The sequence below is a fragment of the Gammaproteobacteria bacterium genome, from assembly GCA_016712635.1.
In the GTDB taxonomy this organism is placed as follows: domain Bacteria; phylum Pseudomonadota; class Gammaproteobacteria; order SZUA-140; family SZUA-140; genus JADJWH01.
Genome location: JADJQS010000006.1, coordinates 225,696 through 241,588 on the forward strand (window position 1 = coordinate 225,696; position 15,893 = coordinate 241,588).

A 15,893-nucleotide genomic window follows, 5' to 3' on the forward strand; every position below is an offset into this window, starting at 1 on the left:
CTTCGACGGAAGAAGAAAATGAATACCGCTCCGCCCGATGCCGACACCTTGCATCATCATGCCCGCACCATGGGCGGCCGCGACCCGCACGAGGCGCACCGCGCCGCAACCCCGCTCGAACTGCTGTCCGGAAATCCAGGGCTGGATATTTAATCAGAAAATACTGAGGTTACCCATCAGGCCGGGTCTGTACGGAAACCGCATAACTGGACCGACCCAATAATCAGGTCCAATAATCCGGAGCCAATATTACGAGGGCGTATGATGAAGGCTCCTTGGGCGCGGAAATATAGAAGTAAGATATCGAATTGCTCGATACTGGTGCGCAGCGCTATTTCAATGCATTCACCTATATGGCAGGCGGCGTTGTTGTCCACTCCCGCATTGCCTGGTCGCCGGGGCGATTTACTTTAACCTTTCCACCCTCGGTCGTGGTTACCCAGCTTGCCGGAATGTAATGATGCTGGCCGGCTTTGTCTTTCTTCAACTTGATGCTATTCCGTCCTTCCATATGATCGACAGTGCCAAACTGGCCGTCATCAGAACAGACAACAGGCATATCAGGCTTGATCTGGGCTATATTTATCATGTTTCTCTCCTTGTTAAGATTGAGTGGTTTCTCGATCAATAGGCATCATCGATATTACTGTCTGTCTCCATTCAGAAGCGATATACCCCGCCTGCATACCACGCATGAACATTGTCCTTCGTGCCGTCAACGCCGGTAATATCCGCATAAAGCTGGTATTCCGCGCGCAGCATCCAGTTGCTCGAAAGATCGAATTTCACGCCGACGCCATAATATGGCTCCGTGCCGTTATCGTCATCGACTGGAACTCCCTGCACAGTACCGCTGTTGTCGACGTCGTATCGAGCGAGGCCCAGCCGCCCAAAGATTCCGAAGCCATCGGTGGACGGCCATGTTCCTAGTACGCTCAATGTCCACGCGCTGGAATCCTGTTTGGCATTAACATTGTTGTCGCTGGAGTCGAACAATGTTCCGAAACTGGTGTAGCCCAATTCAGCACCCAGGCCGCTGTTAAACTGGTAGCCAAGCTCACCGCGAACGCTGGTATCAGCGCTATCGCAGTTTGCAATATTGCTGCAATACTTGCGCGCCTCAGCATTGCCAGCGTCCAATCCAATATAGACACCATTGTCGACCGCATGGGCGGCGCTTGTGCACATCGCTCCGATAAGCGCTATGGATAATGCGGAGAATTTCATTCTGTTCATTAACATGGCGATTCCTTTCAATATAAATAGAAGAAGTACAAACGGGAAAATGGCTTACCGGGGATCGAAAGTAGACTTATTGGAAGATATCGTCTGTGCGCTATGCAACACAGGAAATTAACACGTATGAAGTGTGTTCAGGCGAACTGGCGGCGCAGGTTGTTGAATAATAACGCCTGGTGATCAGGATAATTCCAGTCTGGTCCTGCGACGGATGAATAATAAATGAATACCGCTCTGCCCGACGCCGGCAAATTACATGACCACGCCCGCGCCATAGGCTGTCGCGACCGGCTACAAGCGAACCGCGACCCCGCTCGATCTGCTGTTTGACCTGACCTTCTCGGCAGCCTTCGAGCTGGACGCGTCGCAGTTCTCCCGCTGACCGGTGGAGGGGCGTTGCGGTGCTGCGTTGTCCGGCTTCGGGTTCGCGAGCTTCGCGATCTGCCGGGTGTGGATCAATTTTTTATGGTTCGCCTCCGCCTGCGATACCGACGCGCGGCCGCGGCTTCCGGCGTCGACATGGCGGTGTGCCTCGTCATCCTGATGCTCGCGCCGGTCGTCACGGTCGTCGGCTATGAGATGCTGGTTATCGCCAGCAGGCGTAGGCTGTGGCGATACAGGACGGCAGGGTAGGGGAGTAGGTCGCCGTGCGCGACTTACAGGGCGCGGCGAGAGGGGACAGATTTCAAAATCTGTCCCCGTATAGAGAAATCAGCGATATCGTCAGACCGTGGTCTGCCCCCGATTTTTATTGAACATCCGTCCGTACGAACAGTACACGGCGGTTTTCGGCACGACCTTCGGCGGTCTTGTTGTTTCCCACCGGTTGCGTCTCGCCGTAACCGTTCACCTGCAGGCGTGCCGCGTCGATGCCCTTGCCGACGATATAGGCCCGGACTGACTCCGCGCGTTTCTTCGAGAGGGTCAGGTTGTAACGGGCCGGGCCGGCGTTGTCGGTGTGGCCCTGGATTTCACCGGCCGCCTGCGGCACCGCCTGCAGAAAGGCCGCGAGGCGATCGAGGTCGGCATGTGATTCGGGCTTGAGCCGGCTGGAATCGTTTTCGAAGTACACCTGCAGGCGCACGTTCAGGCTGCAGCCTGATCCATCCACCGCGTCACCGGCGGGGGTGGTCGGGCACAGGTCGTCCGCATCCGGTACGCCGTCGTGGTCGCCGTCTGCCGGCAGGGCAGGGGCTACTTCCTGCGGAACGGGTTCGGGTTCCGGCGCGGGCTCCGGTTCCACCGGCACGGGGGCCGGCTCCGGTTCGGGTTCAGTGACTACGGCCGACTGCCGGTTGCCGCCGAAGGTCTTGCGCAGGCCGACGGTCAGCATCAGTTCATCCTGGTCGTAGCTTGACAGTTCCAGTTGTGCGCGCCAGGACTCGGCGAACTGCCAGACACCGGCCGCTCCCATATAGATGCTGAGCGAATGGACCTTGTCGTAGTTGATGGTCGGACTGTTGGTGCTGTTGCGGGTCACCACGAGGCCGCTCTTCAGCACCGGATACAGGGTGCGGGCGCGGCCGCCCGTGAGCGGCGTCCATTCGGTGCCCGCGCCGTACAGGTCGTATTCCACCTCGCCGAGGTGTCCCACGACGGGATTGTCGGAGCTGATACCGGCCTCGCCGGCATGGATGTAGAAACCTTCGAGGGAGAAATCCCGCCAGGTCTGGTTACCCGCCAGCAGGCGATAACCGTGGCTGGTGGTGTCATCCACGCGATAGCCGCCGTTGATGTCGCGCGGTTCCAGCCAGGACCGGCCCAGGTCGCCGCCGAGATACCATTCGCCTTTGTGATCGTCGGCGATCTCCGCTTGCGCAGCCGGCGTGTTCAGGCCCGCCAGGACCATCACCGCGAGCACGACCGGGACGCCGGACCGTACCAGCGCCCGGCGCCGCCACAGCAGCGGGGCCAGCAGTAACAGCATCCAGCCGTCAAACGCACCGATGCCGCGCCGCGCCGTCTCCAGCCTGCCCGGCGGGTCGCGATAGTCCGCTATCCCGTCGCCGTCGGAATCGGAAACGCCCTCGCGGTTGTCTGCTATACCGTCGTCGTCGCTGTCGACATCGACATAGTCGGGCCGGCCATCGTCATCACTGTCCACCGGGTTCTGCGGTACGCTGCCGGTGATGTCGCCATCGACGCTGTCCATCAGTCCGTCGTTGTCGGAATCGACGGCGGCGTCGACGCGCCCGTCGCTGTCGGCATCGACGCCGTTCGATTCGATAATGTCGTTCAGGCCGTCGCCGTCGCTGTCCAGGTCGACATAGTCGGCCTGGCCGTCGTTGTCGGTGTCCGGCAGCGGCAGGGACGAGCCGCCGAGCGCGACTTCGACGCTGTCGGCCAGCCCGTTGGCGTTGGTGTCGGTGATGTCGTCGATGACGCCGTCGCGGTCCGCATCGACGCCGCCGGCCTCGATGGTGTCGGTCAGGCCGTCGTTGTCGCTGTCGCGATCCAGGTAGTTGGGCAGGCCGTCGCCGTCCACGTCGTCCGTGCCGTCCTGGTCATTCGGTATGCCGTCGTTGTCCGCGTCCAGGTCCGCGACATCCGGGATGCCGTCCCCGTCGCTGTCGAGGTGGGTGCCGAACAGCGCGGGCGCCGCGTCGACGACGTCGGCAATGCCGTCGCCGTCGGTATCCGTCGCGGCATCGACGCGCCCGTCGTTATTCGCGTCGGCGGCCGCATTGTCCGTGCCCGCGATGTCGAACGCAGCGTCATTGTCGGCGTCGAGGTCGCGGTAATCCTCCGTGTTGTCACTGTCGGTGTCGCGCGGGGCGCCGGTGCGGGTGCCGCCCGCATCCATCAGTCCGTCCAGGTCCGCGTCAGGCAAGCCGGCCTCGTTCACGTCGGGGATGCCGTCGTTGTCGGTATCCAGGTCGCGGAAGTCGGGCACGCCGTCGCCGTCCGTATCGGGCAGGGTGTAGGCATCGTCTATCAGGTCGCCATCGAGGTCCGCGCCGAGGGTGAGGTCGGTATCCAGCGCATCGTCGATGCCGTCCCCGTCGCTGTCGAGCCCGGACAGGTCGGTCTCGGCGGTATCGAGGATGCCGTCGCTGTCGCTGTCGACGCTGAGGAAGTCCGCCACGCCGTCCAGATCGATGTCGTACGAGCCAAGGCCGTCCGCCACGCCATCGAGATTGACGTCGACGCCGCCCTGATTGGTGACATCGAAGACATCGTCAATGCCATCGCTGTCGCTGTCCAGCCCGAGGCCGCCGCCTTCGAGGCGATCCGGCACGCCGTCGTTGTCGCTGTCGCGGTCCAGGTAGTCCGGCCGGCCGTCATTGTCCGTATCGGCGGGCGACGACGGCACGGGGCCGGCCTCGAGGGCATCCGGGAGGGTGTCGTTGTCGCTGTCGCGGTCCTGGTAGTCCGGGATGCCGTCGCCGTCCGTATCGACCGGGTTCACATCGGGTCCGCGCTCCACGGCGTCGGGGATGCCGTCGTTATCGCTGTCGGTATCCGCCGCGTCGGCGCTGCCGTCGCCGTCGGTGTCCGTCACGTCCGACTCCAGCGCGTCGATGATGCCGTCGCCGTCAGTATCCACGGGATTGTTGGCATCGGCGCCCACCTCGACGCCATCGGTGATGCCGTCGCCGTCGGTATCGCTGTCCATCGGGTCAGTGCCCAGCGCGGTCTCCCCGGCATAGGTCAGGCCGTCATCGTCGAGGTCGGTCGGACCCACATCGGCGGTGTGCCGGAAGGTCGCGGTCGCGATGTCCTGCTGCACCGGGAAATTGCTGCCATCGATGTAAAAGAGCTGCGACTGCACGGTGTACGTGCCGGTGGCGCCGTTCAGGGCGTAGGTCGGCGAGACCGTGCGGATCGGTGCTGCCGGCCGTGGCGGAGAAGCTGTCCGTCAGCACGGAGGAGGAATTCCCCGCCGGGTCGATGATGGTGACCTCCAGACGATAGTTGCCGGCGGTGACGACGTTGACCGTCGCCTCGGTGTCGATCCGCACCGTACCGGCGGCTACGGCATTGGAGACGCTGCAGCCCGCCGCCGTGGCGGTGCGCGTCACGCAGCCGGTGATGACGACGCTGCCGGTATTGGCCCGGTCGGCCGCGCCGCCGTCGGCGAGGAGCTGGCCCCAGCGCGCGGCGGCCACCCAGTTCGTGGAGTCGCCGCTGGTATCGATCTGTATCTGCACCAGGTTGTTGTCCGCGACGAGCCAGGACAGGTCGGAGATGCTGAGTACCGTGGTGCTCCACACGTTGTTGGCGCCGGTCAGCCTGCCGAGCAGATGACCGTTCAGATAGACGTCGTCCTGCTCGCCGTCTTCCTCGTCGACGTCATAGGCACGGATCGTCAGCGAGGCCGAGTTCACCGGCAGGACGGTGACATCGATATTGAACTCGATCGGCGCCTCCGGGTCGGTGCGACCAAAGGTGATACCGGGCGCCGGCTCGGTCAGCAGGCTGCCGGTCGCCATGTCGTTGTCAGGGACGGTGTTGGTGTTGGTGCCGGGGACGTTCGCGTTGCTGGCGTTGTCCACGTGCGTGAAATACGTGCCGGGGGCGGCGTGGCTGGCCGTTCCGATGAGGGCGGTGCCAACATAGACGGCCGCGGTCACGGCCAGCATCTGTATCTTTGTCATTATTATTCCCCGATGACTGTTCCGGTGAAGGACGGCACATGGTGCCTGTCTGTTGCGCTAAATTCAATCCAAATCATGGGAAATATGTGTCAATTGGGGACATGCCACGGTTTTCCTGCCATCATCCCCGCCCATGCACATTCACCCCCGCCGCCCGCTGTGGCTGTATGACCTGATCGTGATCGTTGTCGCCTTGCTGGCGCTGATGGCCTGGGATGCTAGCGGCGCGGATCTGTGGGCGGTGCGTCAGGTGGCCGGGCCGGACGGGTTCCCGTGGCGCAGGCACTGGCTGACGAGCGACGTGCTGCACCGGGGTGGGCGGATCGCCGGCTGGCTCGTGTTCGTCGTGCTGGTGGTCGGCATCTGGCGCCCCCTCCCGTTTGCGCGGACCCTGCCGAAGGTTGTGCAGATGTGGTGGGTGCTGGCTACGCTGGTCTGCGCCAGTGTGATCCCGCTGCTGAAGGCGCGCAGTCTGACCAGTTGCCCGTGGGATCTGATCGAGTTCGGTGGCACCGCGCAGTATGTGTCGCACTGGGTGCGCGGGGTTACCGATGGCGGGCCGGGGCGCTGCTTCCCGTCGGGCCACGCGTCGGCGGCATTCTCCTTCGTGAGCGGCTGGTTCGCGCTGCGGATACACGCTCCGCGCGCGGCGCGCTGGTGGCTGGCCGGCGTGCTGCTGGCCGGTGTGGTGTTCGGCGGCGCCCAGATGCTGCGCGGCGCGCACTATCCCAGCCACACGCTGTGGACCGGCTGGATCTGCTTCGTGTTGTGCGCGGTGCTCAGTCGACTCGTACCTGCGCTGCGAGGCGGCCGGCAGGCCGGCGCACCTGTGTGAAACTGCCCGTCGTCGCAACTGCTTCAGGAGGGGACAGATTTCAAAATCTGTCCCCAGAAAGGGAAAACTGCCCCTGGCGGTTAATAAATCTGTGCCAGATTTTACCGGGGACAGGGTATCCGGGATCATTTCGGTGCGTCGGACGGTGTTCGGCCAGTCCGCTGACGGAATGCACTGCTGGACCCGGACATAAAGGGCGTTTATCCTTCTCAGCACTCAAATAATAAAAGGAGCGGATATATGTCCAAGCACAAGACCGGCGCCGGTTGGGCGGCCGCTGCGATAACGGCAGTTCTGGGACTGAACGGCGCAGCCTATGCCGCTGACAAGGAACCCACCATCCCCACCTGCGAGAAGAAGTACGGCACGCTTTCCGTGGTGGAACCCGAAGACTCCCCCAACCGCTATTGGTACCGTGATCTTCAGCTCGAATCGCCGGTCGCACTGATCAAGGTATTCGTGTCGGAATCGAAATGTTTCACGCTGGTGGATCGTGGCAAGGGACTGGAGGCGGCGCAGGCCGAACGCGCGCTCGCCAGCGGCGGCGAACTGCGCGGCGGCTCCAATGTGGGCAAGGGCCAGATGAAGGCGGCGGATTACGTGCTGGTGCCTGACCTGGTCAGCAAGAACGCAAAGGCCGGCGGCTCGAACATCGGCGGTCTGCTGGGCGGCATGGTCGGCGGCACGGCCGGCGCGTTGATGGGCGGCGTCAGCCTGAAGAGCAAGACGGCAGATGTGGTGCTGACCCTGACTGACGTGCGTTCCACCGAGCAGATATCGCTGCAGCAGGGCCACGCCAAGAAGACCGACCTGGGCTGGGGCGCGGGCGGCGGGGCGTTCTTCGGCGGCTTTGCCGCGGCCGGCGCCAGCAGCTATGCCAACACCGAGATCGGCCAGGTGGTGACCAAGGCCTATCTCGATGCCTACATCAAGATGGTCGATGACGTGAGGAACAGTGAACCGGACGCGAAGACCGCCAATGTGCAGCAGTCGGTCACCATGGCCAAGGCCGGCGTGATGTTTTCCGAAGCCAACAACAAGAGCGAGAAGGTGCGCGATCTGGATACCGGCATGACGCTGTACCCCACCGGAGAGAAGAGCGGCGTGTGGTGGAAGGTGCAGGATGAACTCGGCAATGAAGGCTGGGTGACTTCGCCCTCGTTCGGCCTGGCCAAGTAACGGTTCAGGAAATTGAATATACACGGTCCTGTGCATCGCGCAGGGCCGTTTTTTATTAGTGGCGCCCGGATTATGGGGGGAAGGCTGCAGTATCTGTGTTCTGTCCTCAATAGGGGGCTCTGCGGGCTCACCGCTCGACACAGTATTTTTGGAATGATGATGGTAGAATTCGTCTGAATACAGCCTTTGACCAAACCTGCTGCTGCCCGACTCTGACGCAATGATCCGTTCCATCGTGCCTCTCCCATCCGGCAGCATGACTGATATCGACACCGCGATGATGCACCACGCCCTAACGCTCGCCCGCCGCGCGGCGGATGCAGGCGAGGTGCCGGTCGGCGCGGTGCTGGTGCAGGATGGCGCGATCATCGGCGAGGGCTGGAATCATCCGATCTCCGGGCAGGATCCCACTGCGCATGCCGAGATCGGGGCGCTGCGTGCGGGCGCTGCGGCGCTCGGCAATTACCGCCTCGTTGATACCACCCTGTATGTGACTCTGGAGCCCTGTATCATGTGCGCCGGCGCCATCGTGCATGCGCGCGTGAAACGGCTGGTGTTCGGCGCGGCCGATCCCAAGACCGGCGCGGCGGGCAGCGTGTTCGACGTCTTCGCCTCGGGCAAGGTCAATCACCTCGTCCAGGTCGATGGCGTTGTGCTGGCCGGGGAGTGCGGGCACCTGCTGACGGATTTCTTCCGGCAGCGGCGCTGATTTTTCCAACGCCGGACGGAATATCGCAATCAATGGGGACAGATTTATAAATCTGTCCCCCTGCCTGCCAGTCGGTACCTGTTCGAGGAGAACCCATGAGTTCCGATTCACCGCCTTCCCGTACGATCTTTGGCCTGCGCAAGCTCCCTGGGCGCTACGCCGGTATCGTCATGCCTCTGCTGCTGTCCATCTTCATGAGCGGCATCGTCTCTTTTGTCAGCACGCTGCAGGCATGGGCAGACCCATGGTTTGCTGCACACCTGGCGGGGGCATGGGGCTGGTCATGGATGATCGCCTTCCGACCTGCTGCGGTGCTGCCGCTGGTCAGGAGGCTGACCCGTGTGCTGGTCGAAAGGGCTTAGAAGAAAACCCGGGACAGATTTATTCTTAATAAATACGGGGACAGATTTTAAATCTGTCCCCTCTTGCCGCAGCAAATCTGTCCCCGCGTTTCAATCCTTGATTTCAGGGCCGCAGGAAGCGGTGGTCAGGCAACAATGAACGCAGCAGGCGGTTGTCAATGCGCTTGCCGAACTCCAGCGGGCCGGTTTCCGGCAGCACGAAATCCGCCGGCAGGCGTCCGTCTGCACGGAAACGCGCCGCCAGTTCGCGCCAGGGCAGCGGTTCGCCGTTGACGACGTTGATCCGCGCGCCGGGCAGAGGTTGCACGAGCACGTGCGCGATGACCGCGACGATGTCGTCGACGTGGATCAGGTTGACCAGTTTCGCGCCGTCCCTGATGAGTCCCTTCTGCAGCCAGCTCACCGGGTCGCGTCCGGGTCCGAAGATGCCGGCGAGCTGCAGCACGGTCGCGCCCCGCTCGCGCAGCCATTCCTCGCCCTGCACGCGCGGCTGGCCCAGGTCGAGCGGAGTCTGTTCGGTGACCGTGACGATGGGCGATCCCGCGGCATCAGCCACCCGATAGGCCGAGGTGCTGCCGAGCACGATGAGGCCGGCGGCGTCCTGCAGGTGCGCGGCGAAGAACGCCTGCACGAGGGCGAGTGGCTCGGCGGGGAAGGTCCAGACGACCGCGCGCCCCGAGAGCGGCGGGTTGCCCCAGCTCGCGGGGTCGCGCAGGTCGAAGGACTGCAGCGGCGGCGCGGCCCGGCGGCGCGTCGCTGCCGTGGCGGGGAAGCGCCGCAGCAGCGCCTGCCCGACATAGCCGGCGCCGAGGACGGTGAGGGGTACGCTTTCCGGGGACGTCGCGCTCATGATGCCGTCATTAATACGTGCCCGCGCGGCAAAGTGCAAATGCCGCGGCCCCGCGTGCGACACCTCGGATCGGCTGTAACGCACAGGACGGCGCGCTTGCACCGCGGGATGTGGTAGTCTGCGCCATCATCGTCGCCGTCGAGTCGAATCCATGTCTGCCCCGTCCGCTCCTTCCGCTTTCCCCGTTGCCGTGATCGGCGGCGGGCCCGCCGGGCTCATGGCGGCGGAGGTCCTGAGCGCCGGCGAGGTACGCGTCGAGCTGTTCGACGCCATGCCGTCGGTGGGGCGCAAATTCCTGCTCGCCGGCAAGGGCGGCCTGAACCTCACGCATTCCGAGCCGCGCCCGGCGTTTCTCGCGCGCTATGGCGCGCGGCGTGCGCAGATCGGGCCGCTGTTCGACGCCTTCGGGCCGGAGGACCTGCGCGCCTGGGCGGGCGGGCTGGGCATCGAGACCTTCGTCGGCTCGTCCGGTCGCGTCTTTCCCGCCGGGATGAAGGCGGCCCCGCTGCTGCGTACCTGGTTGCACCGCCTACGCGGCGCCGGTGTGCGCATCCACGTGCGTCATCGCTGGCGCGGCTGGTCGGACGGCGGTGCGCTGGTCTTCGACACTCCACAGGGCCCGCGCGAGGTGAGCGCCGACGCCGTGGTGCTGGCGCTGGGCGGCGGGAGCTGGCCGCAGCTCGGTTCCGATGGGGCGTGGGCGGCGTTGCTGGAGGGACGCGGCGTGCCGGTCGCGGCGCTGAAGCCTTCGAATTGCGGATTCGACGCCGGGTGGAGCGAGCATTTCCGCGCGCGCTTCGCCGGCCAGCCGGTGAAGACCGTGGGCGCGGCGTTTACCGATGCGGCGGGCCGCGAGCAGCGCGTCCAGGGCGAGTTCATCGTCACCTCCGGCGGCGTGGAGGGCAGCCTGATCTATGCCTTGTCCGCGCCCTTGCGCGACACCATCGCGGCGCGCGGCGAGGCGATCCTGCGCCTTGACCTCGTGCCCGACCGTGCGCCTTCGCGCGTGGTCGAGGCCTTGGCTCAGCCGCGCGGATCGAAGTCGATGGCGGGCCACCTGCGCCGCCGGCTCGGGATCGAGGGCGTGAAGGCTGGGCTGCTGCGCGAGTGCGCGCCGGCGCAGGACTTCGCGGATCCGGAGCGGCTGGCGGCAGTGATCAAGTCCCTGCCGCTGCGTCTCGTCGCCGCGCGGCCGCTCGCCGAGGCGATCAGCACGGCGGGCGGCGTTCCCTTCGAGGCGCTCGACAAAGGCCTGATGATCCGCGCGCTGCCGGGCGTGTTCTGCGCCGGCGAGATGCTGGACTGGGAGGCGCCGACGGGCGGTTATCTGCTCACCGCCTGTTTCGCCAGCGGGCACGCGGCGGGTCGCGGCGTACTGGACTGGATCAGGGATATGTAGAGGGTAGCCAGATGCAGGCGCGGGGCGCCGTCATCCGGGGATGTCCCGGAGTATCCCGGATTCCGCTGCGCTGCATCCGGGCCACATGGAAGCAGGATAAAGAATGGCATCGCATCGATCACTCACCGTCGGGCTCATCTCCGACACCCACGGGCTGCTGCGGCCCGAGGCCGTGGAGGCCCTGCGCGGCAGCGACTTCATCGTCCACGCGGGCGACATCGGCGATCGGGATATCCTAGCGGCATTGTCCGACCTGGCGCCGCTCACGGCGATCCGCGGCAATAACGACACGGAGGCGTGGGCCAGGCGCCTGCCCGAGACGGAGGTGCTGACCGCCGGTGCAGTTTCCATCTACGTCATTCATAACCTTGCCGACATCGATCTCGACCCGGCGGCGGCCGGTTTCCGGGTGGTGATCTCGGGCCATTCGCACCGGCCGGGCTGGCGGAACAAGGGCGGCGTGCTGTACGTGAATCCGGGCAGCGCGGGACCGCGCCGTTTTTCCCTGCCGGTCGCGGTCGGCCAGCTCGTGATCACGGGCGGGCGGATTGCGCCCAAGCTGTTCGAGTTACAGATCGACAGCGGCGGATAACCCGGCGCGCCAATCGGGTATTGCGGCGCGGGTGAATGTACCCGGCCGGAGCGGCTGGGGTATCATGCTCCGAGCGCACTCCAACGGGAATCCGCCATGTCCGTAACCAGGTTCGCCGCCACTCAACCGCCCCATGCCGCCGCACTGATCATGCCGGTTGCGGGGAGACGGCAATCGCAGGCGGTGAGGGGAGGCGCGATTTGTCCATGCGATATCTCACCGGGACCGTGATTTTGCTGTCCCTGTCCGGCACGGGCTGTACCTACAAGGCATGGTACGAGGGTTTTCAGGACACGCGGCGGCAGGAGTGCTACAGGCTGCCGCATGGCGAGGTGCAGTCCTGCCTCGACAATGTCAACCGCGTCAGCTACGAACAGTACCGGCGGGAGCGCAAGGAGGCGCAGGACGAGGGGATGGCGACGGAGCAGACACGGACGCCCTGATGCCTTCATGTCCTGCAGGCGGCACGGCGCGTCCATGCGCATGATGTAACACAACCACAGGGGGATCGTATATGCGTAACAGAGGATGGCTGGCACTGGCGGCCTGGGGTCTGGCGGGGGCGGCGATGGCCGTGGAACCGGCGCCGGTGGATTACTCCGCCGATGAGACCATGCAGACGGCGGAGATGTCGATCGAAGGCACGGCGTATTACTCCGCCGGAAAGGAGCGACGCGAGACGCTGATTGAGGGCATGCGCCAGATCATGATCACGCGTCCCGACAAGAAGGTGATGTGGACGCTGATGCCGGAACAGCGCATGTACCTGGAGATCAAACTGGGCGACGCCGGCGCCGGCCAGGGTGATCTGTCGGGCTACGAGATCGAGCAGACGACGGTCGGCCCGGAAGAGGTCAACGGCGTCATGACGACCAAGAGCAAGATCGTCATGACCGGCAGGAAAGGCGACAAGATGGGCGGCTTCTGGTGGACGAGCAATGAAGGCATCGTGGTGAAGATGGATGTGATCGCGATGGACAAGGGCAGCAAGGCGCGCATCAAGAAGGAGCTGAAGAACATCAACGTCGGACGCCAGGATCCGGCGCTGTTCGAGATCCCCGCGGGATACGAGAAGATGAGCATGATGAACATGCTGATGGGCGGCGGCGGGGAGGAGGGCGGCGAGTCCGGGTCTGCCGATGCGGAGGAACAGGAGCAGGCGCCGGCGGAGAAGAAGGAAAAGCGCGGCTTCGGGCTGAAGGGCATCATCGACATGGTGAATTGAGGGGGCGATCCATGAGGGCAGGCATAAAGGCGCTGGCGCTGCTGGCGTGTGCGGCGGGTCTCGCGGCCGCGATCCCGACGGTGCGGGCGGACGGCTGCGCCACCGAGGATGAAAGGCAGGCGGTGGCGCAGCTTAACAAGGCGGAGGCGCTGGAAAAGGCCGGCAAGCTGAGCGAGGCCTACAACACGGCGGTATCGGTCGACACGATGTGCGCCGATCAGAAGCGCGTCGATGCGCTCAGGCAGCGCGTCGGCAGGACCCTGGGCGGACAGGAAGAGAAGAAGGGGCAGCTCGCCGCCGCCTTTGACTGGTACGAGCGTGGAGGCCATGCGGCCGAGGCGGACCGGGTGAAGCTGCTGCACGTGAAGTCGAGGCCCGAGGATATCAACGTCTTCGGCAATGCCTACGACCACTTCAAGCGCCGCGAGGCCGAGTCCACGTTGAAGGAACTGCTCACGATGGCGGCAAAGAACGCGGACAAGCTGCTGGCCGATGAGGAGCGGGCCTTCGCCGCGCGCTTGGTCTCGTTTGATGAGCTGGACAGGGCGGGCGACTGGCTGCGCTATCTCGGCGACGACCAGATGACGCGGAAGTCCGCGCGCGCGGAGAAGCGCGGCGACGCACTGATCGTGAAGGACGGACTGGGCATGCTCGAAAATGCGATCCGTTATTTCAACCTGGCCGACAAACCGCAGAAGGTGCAGCAGGTGAAGGACAAGGCGCTGCGTCTCGGGGATGCCTACGTGAAGACCGGCGAGACGACGACGGCGGCAAACTTCTACATTCTGGCCGGCGCCGATGACAAGGCGGCTGACCTCGAGAAGCGTACGAAAGAGGCCAATCAGAAGAAAGAGTCCAGGCGGCAGGAACAGTTCAAGCAGGAACAGGACGACCTGGAAAAGGAACTGGGTTTCTAGCGCTACGATCGATGCGGGGATCCCGGCGACGGGCGCGCGGGATCCCTCTGTTTCGCCAGGCTTGACCCCAAATGACCGCACGCGCCGTTCGCAACACGCTGAGGAGCCTCGCCGATCCCGCCATCGCCGTGCATGCGCGGCGGTTCTTCAAGACCGGGAAGGGAGAATACGGCGAGGGTGACCGTTTCCTCGGCATACGTGTCCCGGTGTTGCGGCGCATCGTGAAAGACTGCCGCGGCCTGGCGCTGCCTGAAACCCTGCCCCTGCTGCATTCCGCGTTTCACGAGGAACGACTGTTCGCGCTCCTGCTGCTGGTGGACCGGTTCCGCCGCGGCGACGCCGCGGAGCGGGCGGCGATCTACCGCCTGTATCTGGCGCATACCGGCTGCGTCAACAACTGGGATCTGGTCGACTCCTCCGCGCCGTACATCGTCGGCGCCTACCTCGAGGACCGCGACAGGCGAGTCCTGTACCGGCTCGCGCGTTCCGCCTCGCTGTGGGAACGCCGCATCGCGACCACCGCGACGCTGCATCTCCTCCGGGGCCATCGCTACGATGACACCCTGAAGATCGCCGCCCTGCTGCTGCAGGACGGGCACGACCTGATCCACAAGGCCGTCGGCTGGATGCTGCGGGAGGTCGGCAAGCGCGACCTGTCTGCGGAAAAAACCTTCCTAAACAAGCATTACACAGTGATGCCCCGCACCATGCTGCGCTATGCGATCGAGAAATTTCCACCCAAGGATAGAAACATGTACCTGGAAGGGGTAGCATAGATCTTGAACAGGCTCAGATTTTCGTTACCCCCGTTGCATCGGATGGCAGCATAGATTGGCATCGACCTTGGGAGGGCACCAGCATGTTTGCGCGAATGATGGGTGTGGCAACGATATCGCCGTGGAGGCTGCATCAGAAGATGCAGCTCGGATCGGTCTCCGTGTTTGACGCGAATCCCCACCTGAGCTGGCTGAACGGCCACCTTCCGGGTGCCGTCAACGTCGATCCTTCGGAATATCCGGAACGCGATCTTCCCGAAAACAAAAATACCTGCGTCGTCTTCTACTGTTCCGGGCCGTGGTGCGGTGCCGGCCCTTATGCCGCGCGGCGCGCGAAGCAGATGGGTTACATCAACGTCTGCGTCCTGTCCAACGGCATCCGCGGCTGGCTGGCGGCCGAGCTCCCGATGGAGCAGGGCAGCCATACCCTTTCCTGACCCGCGCCCGCGGGTCTGGGCAGCAGTCGGGCGGTTCCGGCCCGGTTGCGTATCGCATTCATTAACGCACAGATCCGCCTGAACAGGATCGGATGGGAACATGCGCGCCATGTCGGCCATGACCCTCGTCATCGGCAACAAGAATTACTCCTCGTGGTCGCTGCGGCCGTGGCTGCTGCTGCGCCACGCCGGGATCCCCTTCGAGGAGGTCCGGCTTCCGCTGTACCGCGATGACACGCGGGCGCGGATCGAATCGCTGTCACCCTCCGGCCTGGTACCGGTGCTGCGGCACGGCCAGGTGGCGGTCTGGGATTCCCTCGCGATCTGCGAGCACGTGAACGAGCTCCATCCCGACCGCCAGCTTTGGCCCGCGGACCAGGCGGCGCGCGCGGTGGCGCGTTCGGCCTCCGCCGAGATGCACGCCGGATTCCGCGCCCTGCGCGAACACATGCCGATGAACTGCCGCGGGTACTTCCCCGGCCGCGGACTCAACGCGGAGACGCAGAAGGACATCCGGCGCATCCTCGCCCTGTGGCGGCACTGCCGCACGACCTTCGGCGAGGAGGGCGCCATGCTGTTCGGGGATTTTTCCATTGCCGATGCGATGTTCGCGCCGGTCGCGCTGCGTTTCCAGACCTACGATGTGAAGCTCGATCCCGTCTGTGCCGCCTACGTCAGCACCCTGCTGGCCCTGCCGGCCATGGTCGAGTGGGTCGACGCCGCGCGCCGCGAGCCGGAGCGGCTGGAGCAGTTCGAGCCGTACGGCTGACGACGG

18 protein-coding genes are annotated in these 15,893 nt (G+C 64.4%); 13 read left to right on the top strand and 5 right to left on the bottom strand.

Annotated elements, in window-relative coordinates; genetic code table 11:
* Nucleotides 1-349: 349 nt before the first annotated feature.
* Together IPK65_07950 and IPK65_07955 are read right to left on the bottom strand one after the other, a co-directional pair.
* Nucleotides 350-589 (bottom strand): DUF2171 domain-containing protein, encoded by a 240-nt coding sequence (locus IPK65_07950; protein ID MBK8163066.1) that lies wholly within the window; start codon nt 587-589, stop codon nt 350-352.
* A 71-nt stretch (nt 590-660) separates the two neighbouring features.
* The gene (locus tag IPK65_07955; protein MBK8163067.1) at nt 661-1,227 is read right to left on the bottom strand and encodes a porin family protein; all 567 of its coding nucleotides are present in this window, start codon (nt 1,225-1,227) and stop codon (nt 661-663) included.
* 477 nt (nt 1,228-1,704) lie between these two features.
* Here IPK65_07955 and IPK65_07960 point away from each other — a divergent pair, with 477 nt between their 5' ends.
* Complete coding sequence (locus IPK65_07960; GenBank protein ID MBK8163068.1) at nt 1,705-1,872, top strand: hypothetical protein; 168 nt, start codon at nt 1,705-1,707, stop codon at nt 1,870-1,872.
* Nucleotides 1,873-1,987: 115 nt separating this feature from the next.
* On the opposite strand, the gene IPK65_07965 is transcribed toward IPK65_07960, so the two are convergent.
* Both IPK65_07965 and IPK65_07970 read right to left on the bottom strand, forming a co-directional pair.
* A complete protein-coding gene (locus IPK65_07965) occupies nt 1,988-5,011 on the bottom strand; it encodes an OmpA family protein (GenBank protein ID MBK8163069.1) in 3,024 nt (1,007 codons plus the stop codon).
* Nucleotides 4,899-5,837, bottom strand: a complete 939-nt coding sequence (locus IPK65_07970) for a hypothetical protein (protein MBK8163070.1) — start codon at nt 5,835-5,837, stop codon at nt 4,899-4,901. The genes IPK65_07965 and IPK65_07970 overlap by 113 nt, the downstream gene beginning before the upstream one ends.
* Nucleotides 5,838-5,970: 133 nt before the next feature.
* On the opposite strand from IPK65_07970, the gene IPK65_07975 reads away from it, so the two are divergent.
* The 4 genes from IPK65_07975 to IPK65_07990 all read left to right on the top strand — a co-directional run bounded on the left by IPK65_07975 (nt 5,971) and on the right by IPK65_07990 (nt 8,922).
* Nucleotides 5,971-6,672 carry a phosphatase PAP2 family protein gene (locus tag IPK65_07975; protein ID MBK8163071.1) on the top strand — a complete coding sequence of 234 codons (702 nt, stop codon included), beginning with the start codon at nt 5,971-5,973 and terminating at the stop codon, nt 6,670-6,672.
* 240 nt (nt 6,673-6,912) lie between these two features.
* Complete coding sequence (locus tag IPK65_07980) at nt 6,913-7,851, top strand: peptidoglycan-binding protein (protein MBK8163072.1); 939 nt, start codon at nt 6,913-6,915, stop codon at nt 7,849-7,851.
* A 256-nt stretch (nt 7,852-8,107) separates the two neighbouring features.
* Nucleotides 8,108-8,560: a tRNA adenosine(34) deaminase TadA gene (gene tadA, locus IPK65_07985; protein ID MBK8163073.1), complete on the top strand. Its 453-nt coding sequence runs from the start codon at nt 8,108-8,110 to the stop codon at nt 8,558-8,560.
* Nucleotides 8,561-8,685: 125 nt separating this feature from the next.
* Nucleotides 8,686-8,922 carry a hypothetical protein gene (locus IPK65_07990; protein MBK8163074.1) on the top strand — a complete coding sequence of 79 codons (237 nt, stop codon included), beginning with the start codon at nt 8,686-8,688 and terminating at the stop codon, nt 8,920-8,922.
* A 103-nt stretch (nt 8,923-9,025) separates the two neighbouring features.
* On the opposite strand, the gene IPK65_07995 is transcribed toward IPK65_07990, so the two are convergent.
* A complete protein-coding gene (locus IPK65_07995; protein MBK8163075.1) occupies nt 9,026-9,772 on the bottom strand; it encodes a hypothetical protein in 747 nt (248 codons plus the stop codon).
* Nucleotides 9,773-9,923: 151 nt separating this feature from the next.
* Here IPK65_07995 and IPK65_08000 point away from each other — a divergent pair, with 151 nt between their 5' ends.
* From IPK65_08000 to IPK65_08035, 8 genes are all read left to right on the top strand, one after another.
* Nucleotides 9,924-11,171 (top strand): TIGR03862 family flavoprotein, encoded by a 1,248-nt coding sequence (locus IPK65_08000; GenBank protein ID MBK8163076.1) that lies wholly within the window; start codon nt 9,924-9,926, stop codon nt 11,169-11,171.
* Nucleotides 11,172-11,274: 103 nt separating this feature from the next.
* Nucleotides 11,275-11,763, top strand: a complete 489-nt coding sequence (locus IPK65_08005; GenBank protein MBK8163077.1) for a metallophosphoesterase family protein — start codon at nt 11,275-11,277, stop codon at nt 11,761-11,763.
* A 200-nt stretch (nt 11,764-11,963) separates the two neighbouring features.
* Entirely contained in the window at nt 11,964-12,206 is a 243-nt protein-coding gene (locus IPK65_08010) for a hypothetical protein (GenBank protein MBK8163078.1), read from the top strand.
* A gap of 71 nt (nt 12,207-12,277) precedes the next feature.
* The gene (locus tag IPK65_08015) at nt 12,278-12,988 is read left to right on the top strand and encodes a hypothetical protein (GenBank protein MBK8163079.1); all 711 of its coding nucleotides are present in this window, start codon (nt 12,278-12,280) and stop codon (nt 12,986-12,988) included.
* An 11-nt stretch (nt 12,989-12,999) separates the two neighbouring features.
* The gene (locus tag IPK65_08020; protein ID MBK8163080.1) at nt 13,000-13,905 is read left to right on the top strand and encodes a hypothetical protein; all 906 of its coding nucleotides are present in this window, start codon (nt 13,000-13,002) and stop codon (nt 13,903-13,905) included.
* Between the two features lie 71 nt (nt 13,906-13,976).
* On the top strand, nt 13,977-14,681 hold the full coding sequence (locus tag IPK65_08025) for a DNA alkylation repair protein (GenBank protein MBK8163081.1): 705 nt from the start codon (nt 13,977-13,979) through the stop codon (nt 14,679-14,681).
* Between the two features lie 83 nt (nt 14,682-14,764).
* Nucleotides 14,765-15,118, top strand: a complete 354-nt coding sequence (locus tag IPK65_08030) for a rhodanese-like domain-containing protein (GenBank protein ID MBK8163082.1) — start codon at nt 14,765-14,767, stop codon at nt 15,116-15,118.
* 109 nt (nt 15,119-15,227) lie between these two features.
* Entirely contained in the window at nt 15,228-15,887 is a 660-nt protein-coding gene (locus tag IPK65_08035) for a glutathione S-transferase family protein (protein MBK8163083.1), read from the top strand.
* The last annotated feature ends 6 nt before the right edge of the window (nt 15,888-15,893 follow it).

What these genes read in the sequence shown, in the direction of transcription:
- IPK65_07950 (MBK8163066.1), bottom strand. Translation starts at nt 589, where the DNA reads ATGATAAATATAGCCCAGATCAAGCCTGATATGCCTGTTGTCTGTTCT.
- IPK65_07955 (MBK8163067.1), bottom strand. Translation starts at nt 1,227, where the DNA reads ATGAAATTCTCCGCATTATCCATAGCGCTTATCGGAGCGATGTGCACA.
- IPK65_07960 (MBK8163068.1), top strand. Translation starts at nt 1,705, where the DNA reads ATGGTTCGCCTCCGCCTGCGATACCGACGCGCGGCCGCGGCTTCCGGC.
- IPK65_07970 (MBK8163070.1), bottom strand. Translation starts at nt 5,837, where the DNA reads ATGACAAAGATACAGATGCTGGCCGTGACCGCGGCCGTCTATGTTGGC.
- IPK65_07975 (MBK8163071.1), top strand. Translation starts at nt 5,971, where the DNA reads ATGCACATTCACCCCCGCCGCCCGCTGTGGCTGTATGACCTGATCGTG.
- IPK65_07980 (MBK8163072.1), top strand. Translation starts at nt 6,913, where the DNA reads ATGTCCAAGCACAAGACCGGCGCCGGTTGGGCGGCCGCTGCGATAACG.
- tadA (MBK8163073.1), top strand. Translation starts at nt 8,108, where the DNA reads ATGACTGATATCGACACCGCGATGATGCACCACGCCCTAACGCTCGCC.
- IPK65_07995 (MBK8163075.1), bottom strand. Translation starts at nt 9,772, where the DNA reads ATGAGCGCGACGTCCCCGGAAAGCGTACCCCTCACCGTCCTCGGCGCC.
- IPK65_08000 (MBK8163076.1), top strand. Translation starts at nt 9,924, where the DNA reads ATGTCTGCCCCGTCCGCTCCTTCCGCTTTCCCCGTTGCCGTGATCGGC.
- IPK65_08005 (MBK8163077.1), top strand. Translation starts at nt 11,275, where the DNA reads ATGGCATCGCATCGATCACTCACCGTCGGGCTCATCTCCGACACCCAC.
- IPK65_08015 (MBK8163079.1), top strand. Translation starts at nt 12,278, where the DNA reads ATGCGTAACAGAGGATGGCTGGCACTGGCGGCCTGGGGTCTGGCGGGG.
- IPK65_08020 (MBK8163080.1), top strand. Translation starts at nt 13,000, where the DNA reads ATGAGGGCAGGCATAAAGGCGCTGGCGCTGCTGGCGTGTGCGGCGGGT.
- IPK65_08025 (MBK8163081.1), top strand. Translation starts at nt 13,977, where the DNA reads ATGACCGCACGCGCCGTTCGCAACACGCTGAGGAGCCTCGCCGATCCC.
- IPK65_08030 (MBK8163082.1), top strand. Translation starts at nt 14,765, where the DNA reads ATGTTTGCGCGAATGATGGGTGTGGCAACGATATCGCCGTGGAGGCTG.
- IPK65_08035 (MBK8163083.1), top strand. Translation starts at nt 15,228, where the DNA reads ATGTCGGCCATGACCCTCGTCATCGGCAACAAGAATTACTCCTCGTGG.